General features: G+C 64.7%; 17 protein-coding genes and 1 pseudogene. 9 read left to right on the forward strand and 9 right to left on the reverse strand.

Features of this window, described 5'->3' with window-relative positions; translation table 11 throughout:
- Positions 1-208 precede the first annotated feature (208 nt).
- A protein-coding gene (locus tag ACZ46S_RS09205) for an IS630 family transposase (protein WP_464061470.1) occupies positions 209-1157 on the forward strand; the annotation gives its coding sequence in 2 pieces (ribosomal slippage) (positions 209-550 and positions 552-1157; 948 coding nt in all).
- Between the two features lie 55 nt (positions 1158-1212).
- On the opposite strand, the gene ACZ46S_RS09210 is transcribed toward ACZ46S_RS09205, so the two are convergent.
- The 6 genes and pseudogenes from ACZ46S_RS09210 to ACZ46S_RS09235 all read right to left on the reverse strand — a co-directional run bounded on the left by ACZ46S_RS09210 (position 1213) and on the right by ACZ46S_RS09235 (position 7377).
- A complete protein-coding gene (locus ACZ46S_RS09210; RefSeq protein ID WP_464061471.1) occupies positions 1213-2928 on the reverse strand; it encodes an acetyl/propionyl/methylcrotonyl-CoA carboxylase subunit alpha in 1716 nt (571 codons plus the stop codon).
- A 3-nt stretch (positions 2929-2931) separates the two neighbouring features.
- A complete protein-coding gene (locus ACZ46S_RS09215; RefSeq protein ID WP_464061472.1) occupies positions 2932-4524 on the reverse strand; it encodes a 5-oxoprolinase subunit B/C family protein in 1593 nt (530 codons plus the stop codon).
- A gap of 4 nt (positions 4525-4528) precedes the next feature.
- On the reverse strand, positions 4529-4762 hold the full coding sequence (locus ACZ46S_RS09220; protein WP_464061473.1) for a D-glutamate cyclase family protein: 234 nt from the start codon (positions 4760-4762) through the stop codon (positions 4529-4531).
- Positions 4763-4869: 107 nt separating this feature from the next.
- Positions 4870-5337: pseudogene (locus ACZ46S_RS09225) on the reverse strand (D-glutamate cyclase family protein); the annotation flags it as partial.
- A gap of 9 nt (positions 5338-5346) precedes the next feature.
- Positions 5347-6114 (reverse strand): LamB/YcsF family protein, encoded by a 768-nt coding sequence (locus ACZ46S_RS09230; protein ID WP_464061474.1) that lies wholly within the window; start codon positions 6112-6114, stop codon positions 5347-5349.
- A 21-nt stretch (positions 6115-6135) separates the two neighbouring features.
- Positions 6136-7377 carry an NRAMP family divalent metal transporter gene (locus tag ACZ46S_RS09235; protein WP_464061475.1) on the reverse strand — a complete coding sequence of 414 codons (1242 nt, stop codon included), beginning with the start codon at positions 7375-7377 and terminating at the stop codon, positions 6136-6138.
- Positions 7378-7673: 296 nt separating this feature from the next.
- On the opposite strand from ACZ46S_RS09235, the gene ACZ46S_RS09240 reads away from it, so the two are divergent.
- Entirely contained in the window at positions 7674-8330 is a 657-nt protein-coding gene (locus tag ACZ46S_RS09240) for a GntR family transcriptional regulator (RefSeq protein WP_295741819.1), read from the forward strand.
- Between the two features lie 58 nt (positions 8331-8388).
- Here the strand turns inward: ACZ46S_RS09240 and ACZ46S_RS09245 are convergent, their stop codons facing one another.
- Complete coding sequence (locus ACZ46S_RS09245) at positions 8389-9303, reverse strand: LysR family transcriptional regulator (protein WP_295741822.1); 915 nt, start codon at positions 9301-9303, stop codon at positions 8389-8391.
- A 109-nt stretch (positions 9304-9412) separates the two neighbouring features.
- Between ACZ46S_RS09245 and ACZ46S_RS09250 the strand changes: the two genes are divergently transcribed.
- Positions 9413-10111 (forward strand): pirin family protein, encoded by a 699-nt coding sequence (locus ACZ46S_RS09250; RefSeq protein WP_464061476.1) that lies wholly within the window; start codon positions 9413-9415, stop codon positions 10109-10111.
- Positions 10112-10196: 85 nt separating this feature from the next.
- Here ACZ46S_RS09250 and ACZ46S_RS09255 read toward each other — a convergent pair whose 3' ends face one another.
- Positions 10197-11690 carry a CoA-acylating methylmalonate-semialdehyde dehydrogenase gene (locus ACZ46S_RS09255; protein WP_464061477.1) on the reverse strand — a complete coding sequence of 498 codons (1494 nt, stop codon included), beginning with the start codon at positions 11688-11690 and terminating at the stop codon, positions 10197-10199.
- Between the two features lie 193 nt (positions 11691-11883).
- On the opposite strand from ACZ46S_RS09255, the gene ACZ46S_RS09260 reads away from it, so the two are divergent.
- Positions 11884-12717 carry a MurR/RpiR family transcriptional regulator gene (locus ACZ46S_RS09260; protein ID WP_464061478.1) on the forward strand — a complete coding sequence of 278 codons (834 nt, stop codon included), beginning with the start codon at positions 11884-11886 and terminating at the stop codon, positions 12715-12717.
- Here ACZ46S_RS09260 and gntR read toward each other — a convergent pair.
- Positions 12714-13736, reverse strand: a complete 1023-nt coding sequence (gntR, locus tag ACZ46S_RS09265; RefSeq protein ID WP_464061479.1) for an HTH-type transcriptional regulator GntR — start codon at positions 13734-13736, stop codon at positions 12714-12716. The two genes, ACZ46S_RS09260 and gntR, sit on opposite strands and share 4 nt — an antisense overlap.
- Before the next feature lie 99 nt (positions 13737-13835).
- On the opposite strand from gntR, the gene ACZ46S_RS09270 reads away from it, so the two are divergent.
- From ACZ46S_RS09270 to ACZ46S_RS09290, 5 genes are all read left to right on the forward strand, one after another.
- On the forward strand, positions 13836-15122 hold the full coding sequence (locus ACZ46S_RS09270) for an MFS transporter (protein ID WP_464061480.1): 1287 nt from the start codon (positions 13836-13838) through the stop codon (positions 15120-15122).
- Positions 15119-15622: a gluconokinase gene (locus ACZ46S_RS09275; RefSeq protein WP_295741839.1), complete on the forward strand. Its 504-nt coding sequence runs from the start codon at positions 15119-15121 to the stop codon at positions 15620-15622. Before ACZ46S_RS09270 ends, ACZ46S_RS09275 begins: the two co-directional genes overlap by 4 nt.
- Before the next feature lie 18 nt (positions 15623-15640).
- On the forward strand, positions 15641-17470 hold the full coding sequence (edd, locus tag ACZ46S_RS09280; RefSeq protein WP_464061481.1) for a phosphogluconate dehydratase: 1830 nt from the start codon (positions 15641-15643) through the stop codon (positions 17468-17470).
- Positions 17467-18099 (forward strand): bifunctional 4-hydroxy-2-oxoglutarate aldolase/2-dehydro-3-deoxy-phosphogluconate aldolase, encoded by a 633-nt coding sequence (gene eda, locus ACZ46S_RS09285; RefSeq protein ID WP_295746329.1) that lies wholly within the window; start codon positions 17467-17469, stop codon positions 18097-18099. Before edd ends, eda begins: the two co-directional genes overlap by 4 nt.
- Positions 18100-18402: 303 nt before the next feature.
- Positions 18403-19734 (forward strand): extracellular solute-binding protein, encoded by a 1332-nt coding sequence (locus tag ACZ46S_RS09290; protein WP_464061482.1) that lies wholly within the window; start codon positions 18403-18405, stop codon positions 19732-19734.
- Positions 19735-19736: the final 2 nt, after the last annotated feature.

The raw sequence follows: 19736 nt of genomic DNA on the forward strand, positions 1-19736 counted from the left end.
TCCACCGCCGCCTTAGAGCATCAAGCTTTTAGCCTGATGCTCTAAATTTTGTTTTAGCGAGCAATTTCATGTGTTTATTTTGACGCTGTCGCGTCAACCTAAACACATATTGCTCTAGAGTCCTCTGCGAATAGCTTGAATCGTATCTCTTTACCGACGCGGGGCTGATGTGATTCATGATTTGGGCTGGTTGAGGAGGCCAGTGCTGATGCCTCGAGCCTATTCTTCTGATCTTCGTGAACGCGTGATTTCGGTTGTGGAGAGCGGTGAGGAGACTTGCCGGTCTGCGGCGCGGCGTTTTGGCGTGAGCGCATCGTCTGCCATCAAATGGGTTCAGCGCCTGCATCGGGTTGGTGACCGACGCAGCGCTGGCACTGGTGGCCACCGGCCCTCGAAGGTGAAGCCTGAGCGGGCCTGGCTTCTGGCGGTCATTGAGGAGCGGTCCGACATCACGCTGGCGGCGTTGAGCGTGCGCCTGTGGGAAGAGCGTGGCGTGCGCGCCGACACTGGCATGTTGTCGCGGTTCTTCCGCGCTGAGGGTAGCAGCTTTAAAAAAAACCGTGCTGCCCGCCGAGCAGGACCGGCCTGACATCGCCTTCAAGCGGGCGCGCTGGCGGCGGTATCAGGGAAAAATTGACGCGTCTCGCCTGGTGTTTATCGACGAGACCTGGGCCAAAACCAACATGACCCGCACCCATGGGCGCTGCCGGCGTGGGCAAAAGCTGCACGCCAAGGTGCCGCACGGGCATTGGAAAACCTTGACCTTCATCGCCGCCCTGCGGGCCGACAAGGTTACCGCGCCCTGTGTACTCGATGGACCCATCAACAGCCGCAGCTTCACTGCCTATGTCGAGCAATTTCTGGTGCCGACGCTGCGCCCCGGCGATGTCGTCATCCTCGACAATCTCGGCAGCCACAAGGCCAAGACAGCGCGCGATGCCATAAGAAAAGCCGGCGCCAAACTCTTCTTCCTGCCGCCCTACAGCCCAGACCTCAATCCCATCGAGCAGGTCTTCGCAAAGCTCAAAACCCTACTCAGAAAAGCCGCCGAGAGAACCGTCGAAGCCACATGGCGGCGCATCGGGTCACTGCTCGATCACTTCCCGCCAGAAGAATGCACAAATTACCTCAAACACGCAGGATATGCGTCAACCTAATCACAGAAGATTCTAGCGGCGGTGGAACCTTGGTCGCCTACGCCCCCAAAAACTTTTAAGACCTATAGGTGCCTACGGCGTCGCCGGCGTTCAGAAAGGCGCCTTCCTTGGCGACGCGCTGGAAGATGCCGTTGCGTGGCGCGGTGATCTGCACCTCCATCTTCATCGCCTCCATCACCGCCAGCAATTCGCCTTCCTTTACCTCGGCACCATCCTCAACCTTCCAGGCCTGCACACTGCCGGCAATCGGCGCCGGCACTTCGTTGGCGGCACGCCCCGCCGCCTGCGGCGCGCTCACCCCCGGCTGCGCCATACCGGCCAGGAAGCTGCGCGGTAGGCCGATCTGATGGCGCTTGCCATCGATCTCCAAGGGCAGCCTCACCAGCTCCTCCTCCACCGGCGCCGGACGCGGCGTGGGCTCGAAATCGCAGGCGAAATCCGTCTCGATCCAGCGTGTATGCACGGCAAACCCGTCATCGCCGGCAAAATCCGCATGCGCCACCACGGCGCGATGGAAGGGCAGCACCGTCGCCACCCCCTCGATCCTGAATTCCGCCAGCGCCCGCCTCGCCCGTTTCAACGCCTCAGCGCGGGTCTTGCCGGTGACGATCAGCTTCGCCACCAGCGAATCATACTGGCCGGGAATGATCGAGCCCGAGACCACGCCGCTATCCAGCCGCACGCCAGGGCCCGAAGGCGGCATGAAGGCGGTAATTTTCCCCGGTGTCGGCAAAAACCCCTTCGCCGGATCCTCGGCATTGATGCGGAACTCGAAGGCATGGCCCATCGGACGCGGCGTCTGTTTGATGGACAGCTCTTTGCCCTCCGCCACCCGGAACTGCTCGATCACCAGATCCACCCCGGCGGTTTCCTCCGTCACCGGATGCTCCACCTGCAGGCGTGTATTCACCTCCAGGAAGGAAATCATCCCGTCCTGCCCAAGCAGAAACTCAACCGTGCCGGCATTGGTGTAACCCGCCGCGGCGCAGACGCGCTTCGCCGCATCCTCGATGGTGGCGCGCTGCGCATCGCTGATGAAGGGGGCAGGCGCCTCTTCCACCAGCTTCTGGTTACGCCGCTGCAGCGAGCAATCGCGCGTGCCCAGCACCACCACATTGCCATACGTATCGGCGATGATCTGCGCCTCGATATGGCGCGGCTTATCCAGGAAGCGTTCCAGAAAACACTCGCCGCGCCCGAATGCCGCCACCGCCTCGCGCACGGCGGACTCGTAGAGCTCCTTCACCTCGTCCAGCTTACGCGCCACCTTCATGCCGCGCCCGCCACCGCCATAGGCGGCTTTAATCGCCATCGGCAGCCCGTGCTGCTTGGCAAAGGCCAAAGCCTCCTCGCCGCTTTCCACCGGCCCATCGCTGCCCGGCGCCAGCGGCGCGCCGACCGACTGCGCGATCCTGCGGGCCGAAACCTTGTCGCCCAGCGCGTCGATCACATCGGCATCCGGGCCAATCCAGATCAGCCCCGCCGCCTTCACCGCGCGCGCGAATTCCGCCCGCTCGGAGAGGAAGCCATAGCCAGGATGCACCGCATCCGCCCCGGCGCGCTTGGCCACCGCCAGCAGCTTCTCAATATCAAGGTAGGTCTCCGCCGGCTTCGCCCCGCCCAGCGCGTAGGCTTCATCGGCCAGGCTGACAAACAAAGCCTCCGCATCCGGGTCCGAATACACCGCAACCGAGCCCACACCATAATCCCGGCAGGCCCGGATGATGCGTACCGCGATCTCACCGCGATTGGCGATCAGGATTTTTTTCATGCGTTACTCTCCCCGCTGTTTCGGCGTGATCTCTGCAAAAGCCTTGAGCGGCCTGAAACGAATTTTCGCCCCTACCGGAACCTGCCCGGCGAGGTCGAGATGATATTCAGCCACCGCGCCGATGACCGGATAGCCGCCGGTCAGCGGATGATCGGCCAGGAACAAAAGCGGCTTGCCATTGGCCGGCACTTCCACCGCGCCGGTCACCGTGCCCTCGCTGGGCAGTTCCTCGGTGCGCGAGCGCTCCAGCACCCCCTCGCCATCCAGCCGGATGCCGACGCGGTTGGATTGCGGCGTCACCACCCAGGCCTCGGTGGCGAGCGTCTCCAGCGCCGCGGCCGTGAACCAATCCGGCCGCGGCCCCATCACCAGATCGAGCGTGACCTCATCCCCCGCCTTTGGAAATTCAAATTCTGGCGCTTCATCCAGCGAAACCGCCCGCAATCCGGACGCTGGTTTCACCTTCAGCGTCTGCCCCGCCTGCACGGGGGCGGGGCCGACAATCGCCAGCGTATCCGTCGCCGCACTGCCGAGGATGGTCTCCACCTCAAACCCGCCGCGCACGGCGAGATAATAGCGCATCCCCCGCGCCGGGGCGGCCAGGCTCACCACATCGCCCGGCTCCAGCGCGATCGGCGCGTAGGTTTGGCCCTGCAGCATCTGCCCGGTTTCGGTGCGAATGGAAATTCCGCACGGCGCGCCGGTCAGCGCGATCACCGCCGCCGCCTGCACGCGAAAGGAAAACCCGCCCCCCATCAGCTCCAGACAAACCGCAGCCTCATCATTGCCGACAACCCTGTTCGCCGCCTTGAACGCCCCGCGATCCAAGGCGCCTGAGGCCGACACACCCTGCCCGGTCTGTCCGAAGCGCCCGAGATCCTGAAACAAAGGCGGCAACGGCGCGGAGAGAATTTTGAAGGCACCGGCTTCATCAATCGCCACGGGCGGGGCCACGGCAACAGCCTGAAGCTGCGTCTTTACCTTCGCCAGATCGGTAAAGCGCACCTGATAGCCGGGCTGGAAATAGGCCGGCGGGTTACGCGTGATGTCCCACATCTTCACTGGCGTGGTGCCGATGATCTGCCAGCCGCCGGGGCTGTTCTGCGGATACACGCCGGTGAAAGCCCCCGCCAGCGCCACCGACCCCGCCGGAATCCGCGTGCGCGGGGTCTTGCGCCGGGGCACCTGCAAGGCGGGATCACCACCGACCAGATAGCCGAACCCCGGCGCGAACCCGCAAAACGCCACCATGTAGGTGGCCGCGCTATGGCGGCGGATCACCTCATCCACCGAAAGCCCGGTGATGGCGGCAACCTCTTCGAGATCCTCGCCATCGTAACGCACCGGCACCTCCACCAGCGTCGCCTCCCGCGCCAGCGGCGCCACCAGGTCGCGCGCCGCGACACCGGCGGCAATCGCCTCGGCGCTGGTCTCCTCCGGGGCAAAGCCGATCATCAGCGTGCGCGCCGCCGGCACCAGCTCCTTCATCCCCGGCAGCGGCACGGCCTGCAACGCGGCGAGCAGCGCCAGCGTCTCGTCCAGATCATTCAGCTCAACCAGCAATGTGCTGAGATTAACAGGGAGAAATCGGATCATGGTATCAGGCGTGGTAGGCTGCGTCGGGAATATCGGTGATGAACATGTGGCCGGGCGCGTGGGTGATGGCAAAGGGCACGCCAGAGGCCATCACCACCGCTTGCGGCGTAACCCCGCAAGCCCAGAACACCGGCACCTCCCCAGGCGCGATGCGCACCGCCTCTCCGAAATCAGGCTGCGCAAGATCCGCGATGCCGATTGCCTCTGGCATCCCCACATGCACCGGCGCGCCATGCACGGCGGGGAAACGTCCGGAAATGGTGGCGGCATCCGCGACCCGCCCCCCGGGATGGGCCGCATGGACACCACCATGTTCCCCCGCAACCGCCCGGCCGGGCGGCAGGGCTGATTGGTGAGGTACATCGGCACGTTGGTTTTGTCCGTCATGTGGCGGATCTCAATCCCCGCCTCCACCAGCTTCGTTTCAAAGGTGAAGCTGCACCCGATGAGAAACGCGACAAGATCGTCCCGCTCCGCCCATGCGCGGCTGGCATCCGGGGTTTCCTCGGCCAGCTTGCCGTCGCGCCAGATGCGGTAGAGCGGCAGGTCCGTGCGCAAATCGGCGCCGGGGGCGAGCGCGGTTGTCGGCGCCCCGGGATCGGATACATCCAGCACCGGGCAGGGCTTGGGGTTGCGCTGCGCGAAGAGCAGGAAGTCAAACGCCCAGTCACGCGGCAGCACGATCATATTCGCCTGCGTGAAACCAGGGGCGATGCCGGATGTCGGCGCCACCTGCCCGGTCCGGTAGGCGGCCCGGGCCTGGCGCGCGGCGGTTGCATCCGTATGCGACAAAAACGCGGCTGGCGTCATCATGGCGGTTCCTCAGACGGTGCCGGCGAAGGCGCGGATGTTAATCGCCTCGGCCTGGAAAAGGTCGCGGATCTCCCGCGCCATCGTCACGGCCCCCGGGCTGTCGCCATGGACGCAGATAGACTGCGCCTCGATGCGGATTTCAGTACCATCATGCGCGGCGATGAGGCCGGTGCGCACGAAATTGAGCATACGCCGCGCGACCTGTGCCGCATCATGCAACACCGCGCCAGGCTCCCGGCGGGAGACCAGCAGGCCCTCGCGCGTATAGCCGCGGTCCGCGAAAACTTCGCCGACAACCTGCACCCCTTCGGATTTCGCCAGTTCCAGAACCGGCGTGCCCGCCAGCCCCATCAGCACCAGCGACGGATCGATCAGCTTGATCGCCTTGATCACCGCCATCGCCTGGCGCTCATGGTTGGCGATATGGTTATAGAGCGCGCCATGCGGCTTCACATAGCGCACGCTGGTTCCTGACGCTTTCGCGATCCCCTGCAGCGCGCCGATCTGATAGATCACATCGCCGATCAGCTCCTCAGAGGTCACATCCATATCGCGCCGGCCGAAGCCGACGCGATCCGGGTAGGAGACATGCGCGCCGATCGCCACCTTCATCTCGGCGGCTTTCCGCACGGTCTTCAGCAGCCCCGCCGGATCGCCAGCGTGAAACCCGCAGGCGACGTTGGCGCTGGAGACGATTTCGAGCATCGCCTGGTCGTCACCCATCTTCCAGGCGCCATAGCTCTCGCCCAGATCACTGTTCAAATCGATGCTGACCATGCGTGTCTCCTGTAAGGTTCGTTACTTGCCGAGGAAGGCGAAGATCGGCCCGACCGATTTGTAGGCCATATACCAGGTCAGCAGGCAGACCAGCACGCCCAGCCCAAGCAGCCAGCGCGGATAGTGATAGCCGCCCATCAGCTTCTTGCAGGCCACGGCGGCGAACAGGAAGATGGAGAGGCCCACCGGCAGCACCAGCCCGTTCAACCCGCCGACGAACACCAGCATCGCCGCCGGCGTGGTCTTCATCAGCTCAAAGCAGAGCAGCGAGAACAGGATGAAGCCGACCGTGGCGAAATTGCGATGCCGCTCGGTCATGTCCTTCTTGAAGGCGGTGACGAAGGTGACGGAGGTGTAGCCCGCGCCGATGATGCTGGTCATCGCGGAAGCCAGGAACACCGCGCCGAAAATGCGGTAGCCGATCGGCCCGCAGGAGGCGAGGAAAGCCTGGCCGGCCGGGTTGGCATCCTTGCCGGAGAAGGTGATGACGGTGCCCGCCGCGACCACGCCCAGCACCGCCAGGAACAGGATATAGCGCATCACGCCAGTGACCAGAATGCCGGTGATGGCCGCCTTGTTCGCCTCGGCGATATGCTCGGGCCCGACAGTGCCTTTATCCAGCAGCCGATGCGCGCCGGCATAGGTGATATAGCCACCCACCGTGCCGCCGACGATGGTGGTGATGGTGGCGAAATTGATATGGTCCGGCATGACGCTCTGGCGCAGCGCCTCACCCACCGGTGGGGCGGCGGCGACGCAGGCATACAGCACCAGCGCCAGCTTCACCGCCCCCGCCACCAGCACCACGCGGTCCATGGCGATGCCGGCGCGCTTGGAAAGGAAGATGATAATCGCGACGATCGCCGCGGCCGCACCGCCGATCTTCGGGTCCATGTTCACCAGCGCGTTCAGGCCCAGCCCGGCGCCGGCGATATTGCCGATATTGAAGAACAGACCACCGACGATGATCAGCACCGCGAGCAGATAGCCGGAGCCGGGAATGGCGGCGTTGGCAATGTCGGCGGCGCGCATGCGGGTGATCGTCACCATGCGCCAGATATTCGCCTGAATGACGAAATCGATGATGATGGAAGCGAGGATGGCGAAGGCGAAGGCCGCGCCCATCTTCGCGGTGAAGGTCGCGGTCTGGGTGATGAAGCCGGGCCCCACCGCCGACATCGCCATGATCATGATCGCCGCAATATAGCCCTTGCGCCGCGCTGCCGGGCTCAAGCCCGATTGTGGAATTGTCACCTGCGCCATCACACTCTCCCTTTATTTACGCCGCCCAGCCCAATGCTGTCCTACAAAACCTGCCGCAGGAAAGATCAAACCGTCAACATTGTTCAACAATTTTATTTTGATCATCCTACGATATAGAGGAATAAATGGTCAACCATTGAATGTTTCTTGAACAAACCGCACGCGCTTGATGCAAATTCATGCTGCACCGCAAAATCCACACCGCGCCGGCGTCTGGCGAGGCGCTGTGGCATCGGCTAAGCACACCGCATGGAGAGGCGGCCAAATCGTCGTCGCCAAAGGATAAAAGACCGGAAATGGACCAGGATCTCGCGCTGCCGCTGCCCCAGAAACTCGCCAATCAATTGCGCGAGGGGTTGATCGGCGGCGCCTTCACCCCAGGCCAGCGCCTCTCCGAACAGGCGCTGTGCGACGAGCTCGATGTATCACGCAACACGCTGCGCGAGGCGTTCCGGCTGCTCACCAAGGAGGGCTTGCTGGAGCACAAGGCCAATCGCGGCGTCTTCGTCACCACCCCCAGCATTGCCGCGGTGATCGATATTTATCGCGTGCGCCGGATGATCGAATGCCCGGCTCTGGCGCAATCCTATCCCAACCATCCCGCCGCCGCGCGTATGCGCGCGGCCGTGCAAAGCGCCCGCGCCGCCCGCCAGCGTCTGGATTGGCGCGAGGTCGGCAGCGCCAATATGCGCTTTCACACCGCCATCGTTGAGCTGGCGGATAGCGAACGCCTCAGCGGCTTCTACGCCCAGGTCTCGGCTGAGCTGCGTCTGGCGTTTTTCCTGCTCGATGATCCCGAGCTGCTGCATGCGCCCTATGTCGATATGAACGAGGCGATCATATCCTTGCTGGAACAAGGCCGGCCTGCCGCCGCCGCCGCCTCGCTGGAAACCTATCTCAACCAGTCGGAGCGGACGATTCTGGCCGCCCTGGCCCGGCGCGCGGCCGCCTAGAGCCGGATGACATAAGATGGAATCGCTGCGCGATTGCATCTTATGTCTGAAGCGCCCTCTAAGCCGCTCTTGACCAGGGCGCGGCGCCGAAGGCCCGCGCCAGCTCCTCCAGCAGCACCCTTACCCGTGCCGGGCGCAGCGGCCCGGGCGGGGTGAGCAGGTTCAGCGCCACGGGCGCCATTTCCCACCCCGGCAGCATTTCTTCCAAGCGGCCCTGCGCGAGCTCCTGCCAGACCATGAAATCCGGCTGCAGCGCCATGCCCTGCCCGGCCAGCAGCGCGCCGCTCAGCACATCGGCATTATTCGCCCGCAACCGCCCCTGCACCGGCACCGCATATTCGCCCAGCCGCTCATGCTGAAACCGCCACAGCCCCGGCTGCGCGATATTCGTATAAAGCAGCGCCTGGTGCTGCTGCAGCTCACGCGGATGGCTGGGCCGGCCATAGCGGTCGAGATAGGCGGGGCTCGCCACCAATGGCCGGCGCACCGTGCAAAGCCTGCGTCCCAGCAGCGACGAGTCGGACAAAGCCGCAATTCGCAGCGCCACATCGAAGCGCTCCGCCACCAGATCCACCTGGCTGTCGCTGAGGGAAAGCTCGATCTCCAGCTGCGGATAGCGCGCCAGAATCTCCGGCAGCAACGGGGCGAGATGCCGCACCCCGAAGGACATCGGCGCCGCCAGCCGCACCAGCCCGCGCGGCTGTTCGCTCTGCGCCGCCGCCTCGGCCTCCGCCGCCTCGCCCTCGGCCAGAATCCGCTGTGCCCGCGCCAACGCCGCCTGCCCGGTCTGGGTGAGGGAGAGCCGGCGGGAGGTGCGGTGAAACAACCCCGCCCCCAGCCGCCGCTCCAACCGGGCTATGGCCTTGGAGACGGTCGGGTGGGACAGCCCCAGCTCCTGCGCCGCGCCGCTGAAGGAGCCCCGCGCCGCCACCTTCGCGAAAATCGCCCAGCCCTCGAAATCCGGCATCGTCATGTTTAAACTTTCGGAACAGATGATGTTCAATCATTTCTATTTTATCGAAACATGTCCAGCTCTATCTCTCGGTCATACCAAAGCGGGGCACGGCCCCGAGGAGCACAACATGATCGAACATCGTCCTTTCAAATCCCTCGGCGGCGCCAACCATGGCTGGCTGGACGCCAAGCACCATTTCTCTTTCGCCGGATATCACGACAGCGCACGCATGGGCTGGGGCCGGCTGCGCGTCTGGAATGACGACCATATCGCCGCCGGTGCCGGCTTTCCGCCGCATCCGCATGAGAACATGGAAATCATCACCTATGTCCGCAAAGGCGCCATCACCCATCGCGACAATCTCGGCAATCACGGCCGTACCGAGGCGGGGGATGTGCAGGTGATGTCAGCCGGCACCGGCATCACCCATAGCGAATTCAATCTGGAAAACCAGGCCACGGAACTGTTCCAGATCTGGATCCTCCCCTCCAGCCGCGGCCACGCGCCGAGCTGGGGCACCCGGCCTTTCCCGAAGGATGGGCGCGAGGGCAAATTCGTCACCCTGGCCTCGGGCTTTGCCGAGGAGGTGGAAGCGCTGAAAATCCACGCCGAGGCGCGGCTGCTGGGCGCCACGCTGAAGAAAGGCGAGCGGGTCAGCTATGATCTGACGCCGGAGCGGCACGCTTATCTGGTGCCGGCGACGGGTAAGGTGAGCGTGAATGGGCTGACGCTGAATGAGCGCGATGGCGCGGCGATCACCGGCGAGACTAGCATTACCATTGAGGCGCTGGAGGATGCGGAGCTGGTGTTGGTGGATGCCGCTTAAATGAGGTCGGGGCTTTGGCACCTCCTGCCAAAGCCCCGAACGTTTTGAAGCCCTTTTTGAAAAAAGGGCTTCACCCCAAAAACTTTTATTTCATGGTCGGCATGGCGTACTCGGCGCCTTTGCGGATGCCGGTCGGCCAGCGCGAGGTGATGGTCTTCAGCCGCGTATAGAACCGCACGCCTTCGCGACCATGGATCGCATGATCGCCGAACAGAGAGCGCTTCCAGCCGCCGAAGGAATGGAACGCCATCGGCACCGGGATCGGCACATTCACCCCCACCATCCCGGCGAGCACGCCAGTGGTGAAGGCCCGCGCGGTATCGCCATCGGAAGTATAGATGACCGCGCCATTGCCGAACTCATGCTTGTTCACCAGCTCCAGCGCCGCCGCGAAGCTGGGCTGACGCGCCACGCTGAGCACCGGGCCGAAAATCTCGTCCTTATAGACGCTCATCTCCGGGGTCACATGGTCCAGCAGCGTGGCGCCAGTGAAATAGCCCTGCTCATTGCCCTGCAGCGTCAGGCCGCGCCCATCCAGCACCGCCTTGGCGCCTTCCTCAAGACCCTTGGCGATATAGCCCTCGACCTTCTCCTTATGCTGCGCCGTGACCAGCGGGCCCATCTCGGCCTCCTTGTCGCTGCCCGGCCCGATCTTCAAGGCGCGTGCCCGCTCGGCGATCTTCTGCACCAGCGGTTCGGCCACGGGGCCCACCGGCACGGCAACCGACACCGCCATGCAGCGCTCGCCGGCGGAGCCATAGGCCGCGCCCATCAGCGCATCCACCGCCTGGTCCAGATCCGCATCCGGCATCACCACCAGATGGTTCTTGGCGCCGCCCAGCGCCTGCACGCGCTTTCCGGCCTTGGTGCCGGTGGCATAGACATATTCGGCAATCGGGGTAGAGCCGACAAAGCTCACCGCCGCGATGCGCGGATCATGCAGCAGCTGCTCCACTACATCCTTGTCGCCATTCACCACATTGAACACGCCATCCGGCACGCCCGCCTGCTGCAACAGCTCGGCCATGCGCAGCGCGGCGGAGGGCACTTTCTCGGATACTTTCAGCACAAACGTATTCCCGCAGGCGAGTGCGACCGGGAACATCCAGAGCGGCACCATGGCCGGGAAGTTGAAGGGGGTGATGCCCGCGCACACGCCCAGCGCCTGGCGCACGCTGTAGCTGTCGATATTGGTGCCGACATTCTCGGAAAATTCGCCCTTCAGCAGATCCGGAATGCCGCAGGCGAACTCGACCACCTCAACGCCGCGCGTCACCTCGCCCAGCGCGTCGGAAAACACTTTGCCATGCTCGGAGGAGATCAGCTCCGCCAGCTCCTTGGCGTGGGTCTCCAACAGATCCTTGAACTTGAACATGATCCGCGCCCGGCGCAGCGGCGGCGTCGCGGCCCAGGCCGGGAAGGCGGCGGCGGCGGCGGCGATGGCTTCATCCACCTCGTCCCTGGTGGCAACGGCGACCTGCTTGCTCTGCGCCCCGGTGGCGGGGTTGAAGACCGGCAGGCTGCGGGACCCGGCACCCGGAACGGACTTGCCGTTGATATAATGACCAAGCGTTTGCATCTGGCGCTCCTTTGTTGAGCCGGGGCTCATGCGCCACGGCCAATCTTGATTGACGGCGAATATGAAACACCAATTCCATTTAATCCGCAAGAACAGAATTTAAATTCTGTTTGTCGATAAGGATTTTGAGTGTTCGCTTCCAAAAATGGAATTTTCGTTCTACAAACCGACTTCCATTCCATAACCGAGTCCGATGTCCGCTTCCCCATCCGCCGCCCCGCGCAGCTTCTCCGCCCTGCGTGAAACCTTGCTTGCCCGCCAGCCCGGCCTGCCCAAGCGCCTGGCGCAGGTGGCCGCCTTTGCGCTGGAACGGCCGGATGAAATGGCGCTGGGCACGGTGGCCGAACTCGCCATTGCCGCCGGGGTGCAGCCCTCGGCGCTGATCCGGTTCGCGCAGACACTCGGCTATTCCGGCTTCTCGGAATTACAGCAGGTGCTGCGCGACCGGCTGCGCGAGCGCTGGCCGGATTACCAGGAGCGGCTGGTGAAATTGCAGGACGAAACCGGCCCCGGCTTCGATTCCGCGCCGATGCTTGGAAAGCTTGTCGAGACCTCCATACACTCGCTCAACCGCCTCTCTGGCTCGGTGGCGCCGGGCTCGTTCGACCAGGCGGTGGAGGGTCTGGCCAAGGCGCGGATGATCTATCTGCTCGCCCAGCGGCGCACCTTCCCGGTCGCGGCCTATCTCTCCTATATGCTCGGCAATCTCGGCGTGGCGCATATGCTGCTGGATAATGTCGGCGGCATGGTGGATGTGCAGGCCGCCAGCGCCGGCGCCGAGGATGTCATGCTGGCGATCAGCTTCACGCCCTACGCGCCAGCCACGGTGCAGATCGCCGCCCAGGCAGCGGGGCGCGGCGTGCCGATCGTCGCCATCACCGATTCCGCCTTCTCCCCCATCGCCGCCCTGGCGCAATCCTGGCTTGAAGTGGCGGAGGCCGATCTGGGCGCCTTCCGCACCCTCTCGGCGACGATGGCGCTCTCCATGGCGCTGGCCCTGGCCACGGCGGAGCGCAAGCGGGGTTAGCTGCTTTCGCGGATATTGAGGGTGAAGCCGAGATCCTCACAGCGCGTCGGCGGCTCGCGCCCGGCCATCAGCTCCAGCAGCATCGCCGCCGCCCGCCGCCCCACCTGCTCACGCGGTGTCGCCACGCTGGTCAGCGCCGGGCTGGTCCAGGCCGAAGCCGGCAGGTCGTTGAACCCGGCGATCGCCAGCCGCCCCGGCACCGCCAAACCGAGACGCTGCGCCTGAAACAACGCGCCCTGCGCCAGATCGTCATTGCAGAAAAACAGCGCGTCGAGCTCAGGGTGGGCCGCCAGCGCCTCCTGCAGCAGCTTTGCCCCCAACCCCACCGAGGAGCGCTCCGGCACCATCAATTCATAAGGCGCGGCCTGCCCTGCCCCCATCACCGCCTGGCGGAACCCTGCCCCGCGAGCGATGGTCCGCGGATCCAGCTGCGCCGCGACAAAGCCCAGCTTCCGATAGCCACGCGCGAGAAAATGCCGGGCGATCGCGGCACCGCCCTGTTCCTGCGAAAATCCGACCGAGTACGCGCCGGGCTGCCCGTTCAGCTCCATCATATGCACCGCCGGCAAGGCCTGGCTTTGCAGCAGCTGCAGCGTGGCGGGCTGATGATCGATGCCGGTCAGCAGCACCCCGTCCGGCCGGAAGGCCAGCAGGCCGCGCAACAGCCGCAGCTCCTCGGCGGCGGAATAGAGCGTCGTGGCCATGATCATCTGATAGCCCTGCGGGGAGAGCACCTCGTCGATCCCCGCCAGCATTTCGACGAAGACGGTGTTGGTGATCGAAGGGATCAGCACCGCCACATTCATCGACCGGGCCGAGGCCAGGGCGCTTGCCGCGCGGTCCGGTACATAGCCGAGCTTGGCCGCGGCGGCCTCGATTCGGGCCCGCAAGGCGGGGCTGACCTGGCCGCCACTGCGGAAGACCCGCGACACGCTGATCATGCTGGTGCCAGCCTGCGCCGCCACATCCTGCATCGTCACACGCCCCGTCATCGTGGTGCGCGGTTTACGCCCGGCCATTTTTTCGTCTCCTGATTCCGAAGCGCATGACAGATTCTGCTTTACGAAGCCAGATGTTAGCGCTAGCAGCGACACACAACAAACCTTCCTGGAGGAAGCATGACCACCATCATCCCCCGTCGCCGCTGGGTTATCGGCGGCCTGCTCGGCACCGGCGTGCTGATCAACTATATCGACCGGATCAATCTCTCCGTCGCCGCACCGCAGCTGAAGGCGGAGTTTCACCTCACCACCGCCGATATGGGGCTGCTGTTCAGCGCCTTCTTCTGGTCCTATGCGCTGACACAGATCCCGGTGGGGATGATCCTGGACCGGTTCGGCGTCACCCGGATCGGTCGCTGGGGCACGTTCCTTTGGGCCATCGCCTCCGGGGCAGTGGCCTTCACCGGCGGGTTTGGCGGCATCTTCGTCGCGCGCATGGTGCTGGGCATCGCCGAAGCGCCGGGCTTTCCCGCCAGCGCCAAGGCCACGGGCTACTGGTTCCCGCGCCAGGAACGCTCCGTCGCCACCGCCTTGTTTGACGCGGCGGCGAAATTCTCCAACGTCATCGGCGTGCCGCTGGTCGCCTTCGTTGTCGTCGGCTTCGGCTGGCGCTGGGGCTTTGGCCTCACCGCCGTTCTAAGCTTTCTGTATTTCGTCGCGTTCTATTTCATCTATCGCGACCCCTCGGCCGATCCGAGGCTGAGCCGCGAAGAACATGCCTACATGCTCGAAGGCGGCGCCACGCCGGAAGGCCAGGCCGACACCAATGCCGGCGCGATGCTGGCCTATCTGCTGCGGCAGCCGAAAGTCTGGGGCTTGAGCCTGGGTTTCGCGGCCTATGGCTACAGCTTCTATCTCTTCCTCACCTGGCTGCCGGGCTATCTGGTGCAGGCGATGCATATGAGCATCATCAAATCCGCCGGCTTTGCCGCCATTCCCTGGGCCTGCGCCACCGCCTCCGATATTCTCTTCGGCGGGTTGCTGGTCGATCGTCTGGTCGCCAAAGGCTATGACGAGACCAAGGTGCGCAAAAGCGTGCTGATCATCGGCATGTTGTTCGGCCTGGCGGTATTCGGCGCCACCCAGACCACCAATCCCGTCTGGGCGATTATCTGGATCTCCATCGCGCTGTCCGGCCTTGCCGCCTCCGCGCCGATCGGCTGGTCCATCCCCTCGCTGATCGCGCCCAAGGGCGGTACCGGCACCATTGGCGGCATCATGAATTTTCTCAACAACATGATGGGCGTTATCGCCCCCATCGTCACCGGCTTCATCGTCGGCGCCAGCAATAATTTCGAGCTGGCCTTCCTGGTGGCGGGGATTGTGCTGATCGTCGGCATCTTCTTCTATGTCGTGGTGCTGGGCCGCATCGAACCGATCAAGGCACCGGAGTCAGCGCTTTGACGTTCATCATCGTCATGGGTGTTTCGGGCTGCGGCAAATCCACTGTCGCGGCCATGCTGGCCGGAAGGCTGGGCTGGGATTTCACGGAAGGCGATGCGCTGCATCCGCCGGCCAATGTCGAGAAGATGCGCCAGGGCATTCCGCTGAGCGATGATGACCGCGAGCCCTGGCTGCGCGACATCGCCGCCACCATCGAGGGCTGGCGCCAGGCGGGGCAGAGCGGGATCATCGCCTGCTCGGCCCTGCGCCGGCGCTACCGGGAGATCATCGCGGCCGGGCATGAGGATGTGCACTTCGTCTATCTGCGCGGCAGCTTCACGCTGATCGAAAGCCGGCTGGCGGCGCGCCAGGGGCATTATATGCCTGTGAGCCTGCTGGACAGCCAGTTTGCCACACTGGAAGAACCGACAGCGGAGGAAAACGCCATCACCATCGATACCGGCGCGCCGGCGCCGGAGCTGGTGAACGAGGTGGTGGCACGGCTGCATCTGGCCGCCTGAACAGAGGAGAGTTCAAGCATGCTTCACCCTGTCATTGCCGAGGTTACGGCCCGGATCATTGAGCGAAGCCGTGGGCCGCGTTCGCGCTACCTGCAGCGCGTGGCGCAGGCGGCCAGCCACAAGCCCAAGCGCCAGGCTTTGGGCTGCGCCAACCAGGCGCATGGCTTCGCCGGCTGCGGCGCGCAGGACAAGGCCGTGCTGCGCGACGGCGATGGCGGTAGCCTTGCCATCGTCACCGCCTATAACGACATGCTCTCCGCCCACCGCCCCTACGAAACCTACCCGGAGCAGATCCGCGCGGCCGCGCGCAAGCTTGGCGGTGTGGCGATGGTGGCGGGCGGCGTGCCGGCGATGTGCGATGGGGTGACGCAGGGCGAGGCCGGCATGGAGCTCTCGCTATTCTCGCGCGACGTGATCGCGCTGGCAACCGGCGTGGCGCTCTCCCACAACACCTTCGATGCCGCTTGTTTCCTGGGGATTTGCGATAAGATCGTGCCCGGGCTGGTGATTGGCATGCTGAGCTTCGGGCATCTGCCCTCCGTGCTGATCCCCGCCGGGCCGATGCCCTCCGGCCTGCCCAATTCCGAAAAAGCCAAGATCCGCCAGCTTTATGCGGAAGGCAAGATCGACCGCGCGGCGCTGTTGAAGGCGGAAGGCGAAGCCTACCACGCGCCGGGCACCTGCACCTTCTACGGCACCGCCAACACCAACCAGATGCTGGTCGAGATCATGGGGCTGCATGTGCCCGGCTCGGCTTTTGTGAATCCCGGCACGCCCTTGCGCGATGCGCTGACCGCGTTCGCGGTTGAGCGGGTGATGAGCCAGACGGCTCTGGGCGAGAATTTCCAGCCGGTGGGCCGGATGATCGATGAGCGCAGCTTCGTGAATGCGATCGTCGCGCTGCACGCCACGGGCGGGTCGACCAACCATACCATCCATCTGCTGCCGATGGCGGCGGCGGCGGGGATCACCATCACCTGGCATGATCTTTCGGACCTGGCGGCGGTGACACCTTTGCTGTGCCGCATCTATCCCAACGGCCAGGCCGATGTGAATCACTTCCACGCCGCCGGCGGCACCGGATTTTTGATCCGCGAGCTGATCGAGGCCGGGCTGCTGCATGAGGATGTGGACACCATCATGGGCAAGGGGCTTTCCGCCTATATCAGGGAACCCTACCTGCAGGACGGCGCATTGGCCTGGCGCGACGCGCCTACATCCAGCGGCGATGAAAAAGTGCTGCGCCCTGCCGCCAACCCGTTCCAGCCGACCGGCGGGCTGAAACTGCTCAGCGGCAATCTCGGTCAGGCGGTGGTGAAAACCTCCGCCGTGGCGGAAGAACGGCATGTGCTCGAAGCCCCTTGCCTGGTGTTCCACAGCCAGGAAGCGGTGCAAGCGGCATTCAAGGCGGGTGAGCTGAACAAGGATGTCGTCGTGGTGGTCCGCTTCCAGGGGCCGAAAGCGAACGGCATGCCGGAATTGCACAAGCTGATGCCCCCACTTGGGGTGTTGCAGGATAAGGGCTTCAAGGTGGCTTTGGTCACTGATGGCCGCATGTCCGGTGCTTCCGGCAAGGTGCTCTCCGCCATCCACGCCACGCCGGAGGCGCTGGCCGGCGGGCCGCTCGCCAAGCTGAGGGATGGCGACATTGTCCGCGTCGATGCCAAGGCGGGCACGCTGAGCGCGCTGGTGGATGCGGCTGAGTGGGAGGCGCGCGCGGATGCGCTGGCGGATCTCGAGGCCAGCCATCACGGCACCGGGCGCGAGCTGTTCGCGCCCTTCCGCCATCTGGTCAGCCGCGCCGATCTTGGCGCATCCATTTTCGCCTACGAGGAGTCGCACGCATGATCCAGGAGGGTTTGGAAACCATCATGAAGCTCGCCCCGGTGATCCCGGTGGTGATCATCGATGATGTGGCGGATGCGGTGCCGCTGGCCCGCGCGCTGGTGCAAGGCGGGCTGAAGGCGATCGAGATCACGCTGCGCACGCCTGCGGCGTTGGAGGCGATCCGCGCGGTGGCGAATGAGGTGGAGGGGGCGGTGGCCGGTGTCGGCACCGTGCTGACGCCCAAGCAGTACAAGCAGGCGGCGAAGGCGGGCGCGCAATTCGCCGTCTCGCCTGGGGCCACGCGCAAACTTCTGGATGCGGCGGAGGATGCGGACTTAGCACCGCTGCCCGGCATCGCCAGCGCCTCGGAGGCGATGGTGCTGATCGAGCGCGGCTATCGCTTCGCGAAATTCTTTCCGGCCGAGGCGGCGGGCGGGGCGCCGTTCCTCTCCTCCATCGCCTCGCCGCTGCCGCAGCTGCAATTCTGCCCGACCGGCGGCATCACCCCGGAGATCGCCCCGCGCTATCTGAAGCTGCCCAACGTGCTGTGCGTCGGCGGCTCCTGGATGGTGAAGAAGGAGCTGGTCGCGGCCAAGGATTGGGACGCCATCACCAAGCTGGCGGCAGAGGCGGCGAAGCTGAAAGCTTAAAAAATGCGGCGAATGCCGCATTTTGCAAGAAGACGGCGCCGCACTCACGCGCCGCTGAAGAACCAGACGTTGAAACGGCCGAATGATCGAGCCGCCCTGGCGGCAGCTTCCCCCGATTCGGTGCCGAGGCGGGGCGGCAGATCAGGCATCATCCGCGCGCCCCTGCCGGGTTCACGCTGACAGGCCCGGCTTTCCGGTTGCCAGACTGGCTTTTTTACGTCATCGATTTGTCACAGAACTGTTATTGACCCGGCCGCCGGTTCAACTAACAGCAGACCCCGTTTAACCAGAAGGGTTGGATCGATGAAACGCCGTACACTCCTCGCCGCCGCGCCCGCGGGCGCCGTGCTCGCCTCCGCCGCCAACGCCGCCAGCGCCCCCACCAGCATCGCGCTGTGGCACGCCATGGGCGGCGCGCTGGGCGATACCCTCCAGGCCAGCGTCGACAAATTCAACGCCAGCCAGAGCGATTATCAGGTCCAGGCCACTTATAAGGGCACTTACGCTGACCTTCTCACCGCGTCCATCGCCGCCTGGCGCGGCGGCAAGGCGCCGAGCATCGCGCAGGTGTTCGATGTCGGCACCGCCGACATGATGGCGGCCGGCCGCGCCGTGGTCGATGTGTACAAGCTCTCCGAGATGACCGGCGTGGCGATCGACCCGGCCACCTATATCCCGGCGGTGCGCGGCTATTACAGCCTCAATAACGGCAAGATGGGCGCCGCCCCGTTCAACTCCTCCACTGCCGTGATGTGGATCAACAAGGACGCCTTCGCCAAGGCCGGGCTTGACCCCGAGGCGCCGCTCGCCACCTGGGACGACGTGATCAAGGCCGCGCGCGTGATCAAGGCGAAGAACGCCGCCGACATTCCGGTGATGACCTCCTGGCCAACCTGGAGCCAATTCGAGCAATTCGCCGCCATCCATAATGTCGAATATGCGACACTGAATGACGGCTTCGGCGGGCCGAAGCCGCAGCTGAAGATCGGCAGCGCGCCGTTCGTGAAGCAGCTGGACATGTTCCTCTCCATGCAAAAGGAAGGGCTGTTCTCCTATCAGGGCCGCGACGGCAAGCCGAGCCCGATCTTCTACGCCGGCAAGGCCGCGATCACCTTCGACAGCTCCTCGATCTATGGCCAGCTGGTGAAGAGCGCCGCGTTCAAGTTCGCCGCCGCCCCCCTCCCCTACCACCAGGACATCATCAAGAGCCCGATCAACTCCATCATCGGCGGCGCGGCATTCTGGGCGATGACCGCCCCCGGCCGCAGCCCGGCCGAGTACAAGGCGGCGGCCAGCTTCTTCAAGTTCATCTCGCAGCCCGAGAATGACAGCGCCTGGGCCGAAAAAACCGGCTATGTGCCGGTCACCGTCGCCGGCAACCAGATGATCGAAAGCCAGGGCTTCTATGCCCAGCATCCGGGCAGCGACGTGGCCGTGAAACAGCTTACCCGCACCCAGCCCACCCCGCTCTCGCGCGGCATCCGCCTCGGCGGCATGCCGGAGGTCCGCGTGATCATCGAAGAGGAATGGGAAAAGGCGATCCAGAACGGCACCCCGGCGGCCAGCGCCATGGAAACCGCGCAAAGCCGTGGCCAGGCCGTGATCAACCGTTTCGCGCAGACGCTCAAAGCCTGAGC

The organism is Acidocella aluminiidurans (assembly GCF_055383125.1).

Excerpts from the sequence above, each read along its gene's own strand:
- ACZ46S_RS09215 (WP_464061472.1), bottom strand. The coding sequence starts at position 4,524 with ATGATCCGATTTCTCCCTGTTAATCTCAGCACATTGCTGGTTGAGCTG.
- ACZ46S_RS09270 (WP_464061480.1), top strand. The coding sequence starts at position 13,836 with ATGACCACCATCATCCCCCGTCGCCGCTGGGTTATCGGCGGCCTGCTC.
- ACZ46S_RS09240 (WP_295741819.1), top strand. The coding sequence starts at position 7,674 with ATGGACCAGGATCTCGCGCTGCCGCTGCCCCAGAAACTCGCCAATCAA.
- ACZ46S_RS09235 (WP_464061475.1), bottom strand. The coding sequence starts at position 7,377 with ATGGCGCAGGTGACAATTCCACAATCGGGCTTGAGCCCGGCAGCGCGG.
- edd (WP_464061481.1), top strand. The coding sequence starts at position 15,641 with ATGCTTCACCCTGTCATTGCCGAGGTTACGGCCCGGATCATTGAGCGA.
- ACZ46S_RS09230 (WP_464061474.1), bottom strand. The coding sequence starts at position 6,114 with ATGGTCAGCATCGATTTGAACAGTGATCTGGGCGAGAGCTATGGCGCC.
- gntR (WP_464061479.1), bottom strand. The coding sequence starts at position 13,736 with ATGGCCGGGCGTAAACCGCGCACCACGATGACGGGGCGTGTGACGATG.
- ACZ46S_RS09260 (WP_464061478.1), top strand. The coding sequence starts at position 11,884 with ATGTCCGCTTCCCCATCCGCCGCCCCGCGCAGCTTCTCCGCCCTGCGT.
- ACZ46S_RS09210 (WP_464061471.1), bottom strand. The coding sequence starts at position 2,928 with ATGAAAAAAATCCTGATCGCCAATCGCGGTGAGATCGCGGTACGCATC.
- ACZ46S_RS09290 (WP_464061482.1), top strand. The coding sequence starts at position 18,403 with ATGAAACGCCGTACACTCCTCGCCGCCGCGCCCGCGGGCGCCGTGCTC.
- ACZ46S_RS09250 (WP_464061476.1), top strand. The coding sequence starts at position 9,413 with ATGATCGAACATCGTCCTTTCAAATCCCTCGGCGGCGCCAACCATGGC.
- ACZ46S_RS09255 (WP_464061477.1), bottom strand. The coding sequence starts at position 11,690 with ATGCAAACGCTTGGTCATTATATCAACGGCAAGTCCGTTCCGGGTGCC.
- eda (WP_295746329.1), top strand. The coding sequence starts at position 17,467 with ATGATCCAGGAGGGTTTGGAAACCATCATGAAGCTCGCCCCGGTGATC.
- ACZ46S_RS09245 (WP_295741822.1), bottom strand. The coding sequence starts at position 9,303 with ATGACGATGCCGGATTTCGAGGGCTGGGCGATTTTCGCGAAGGTGGCG.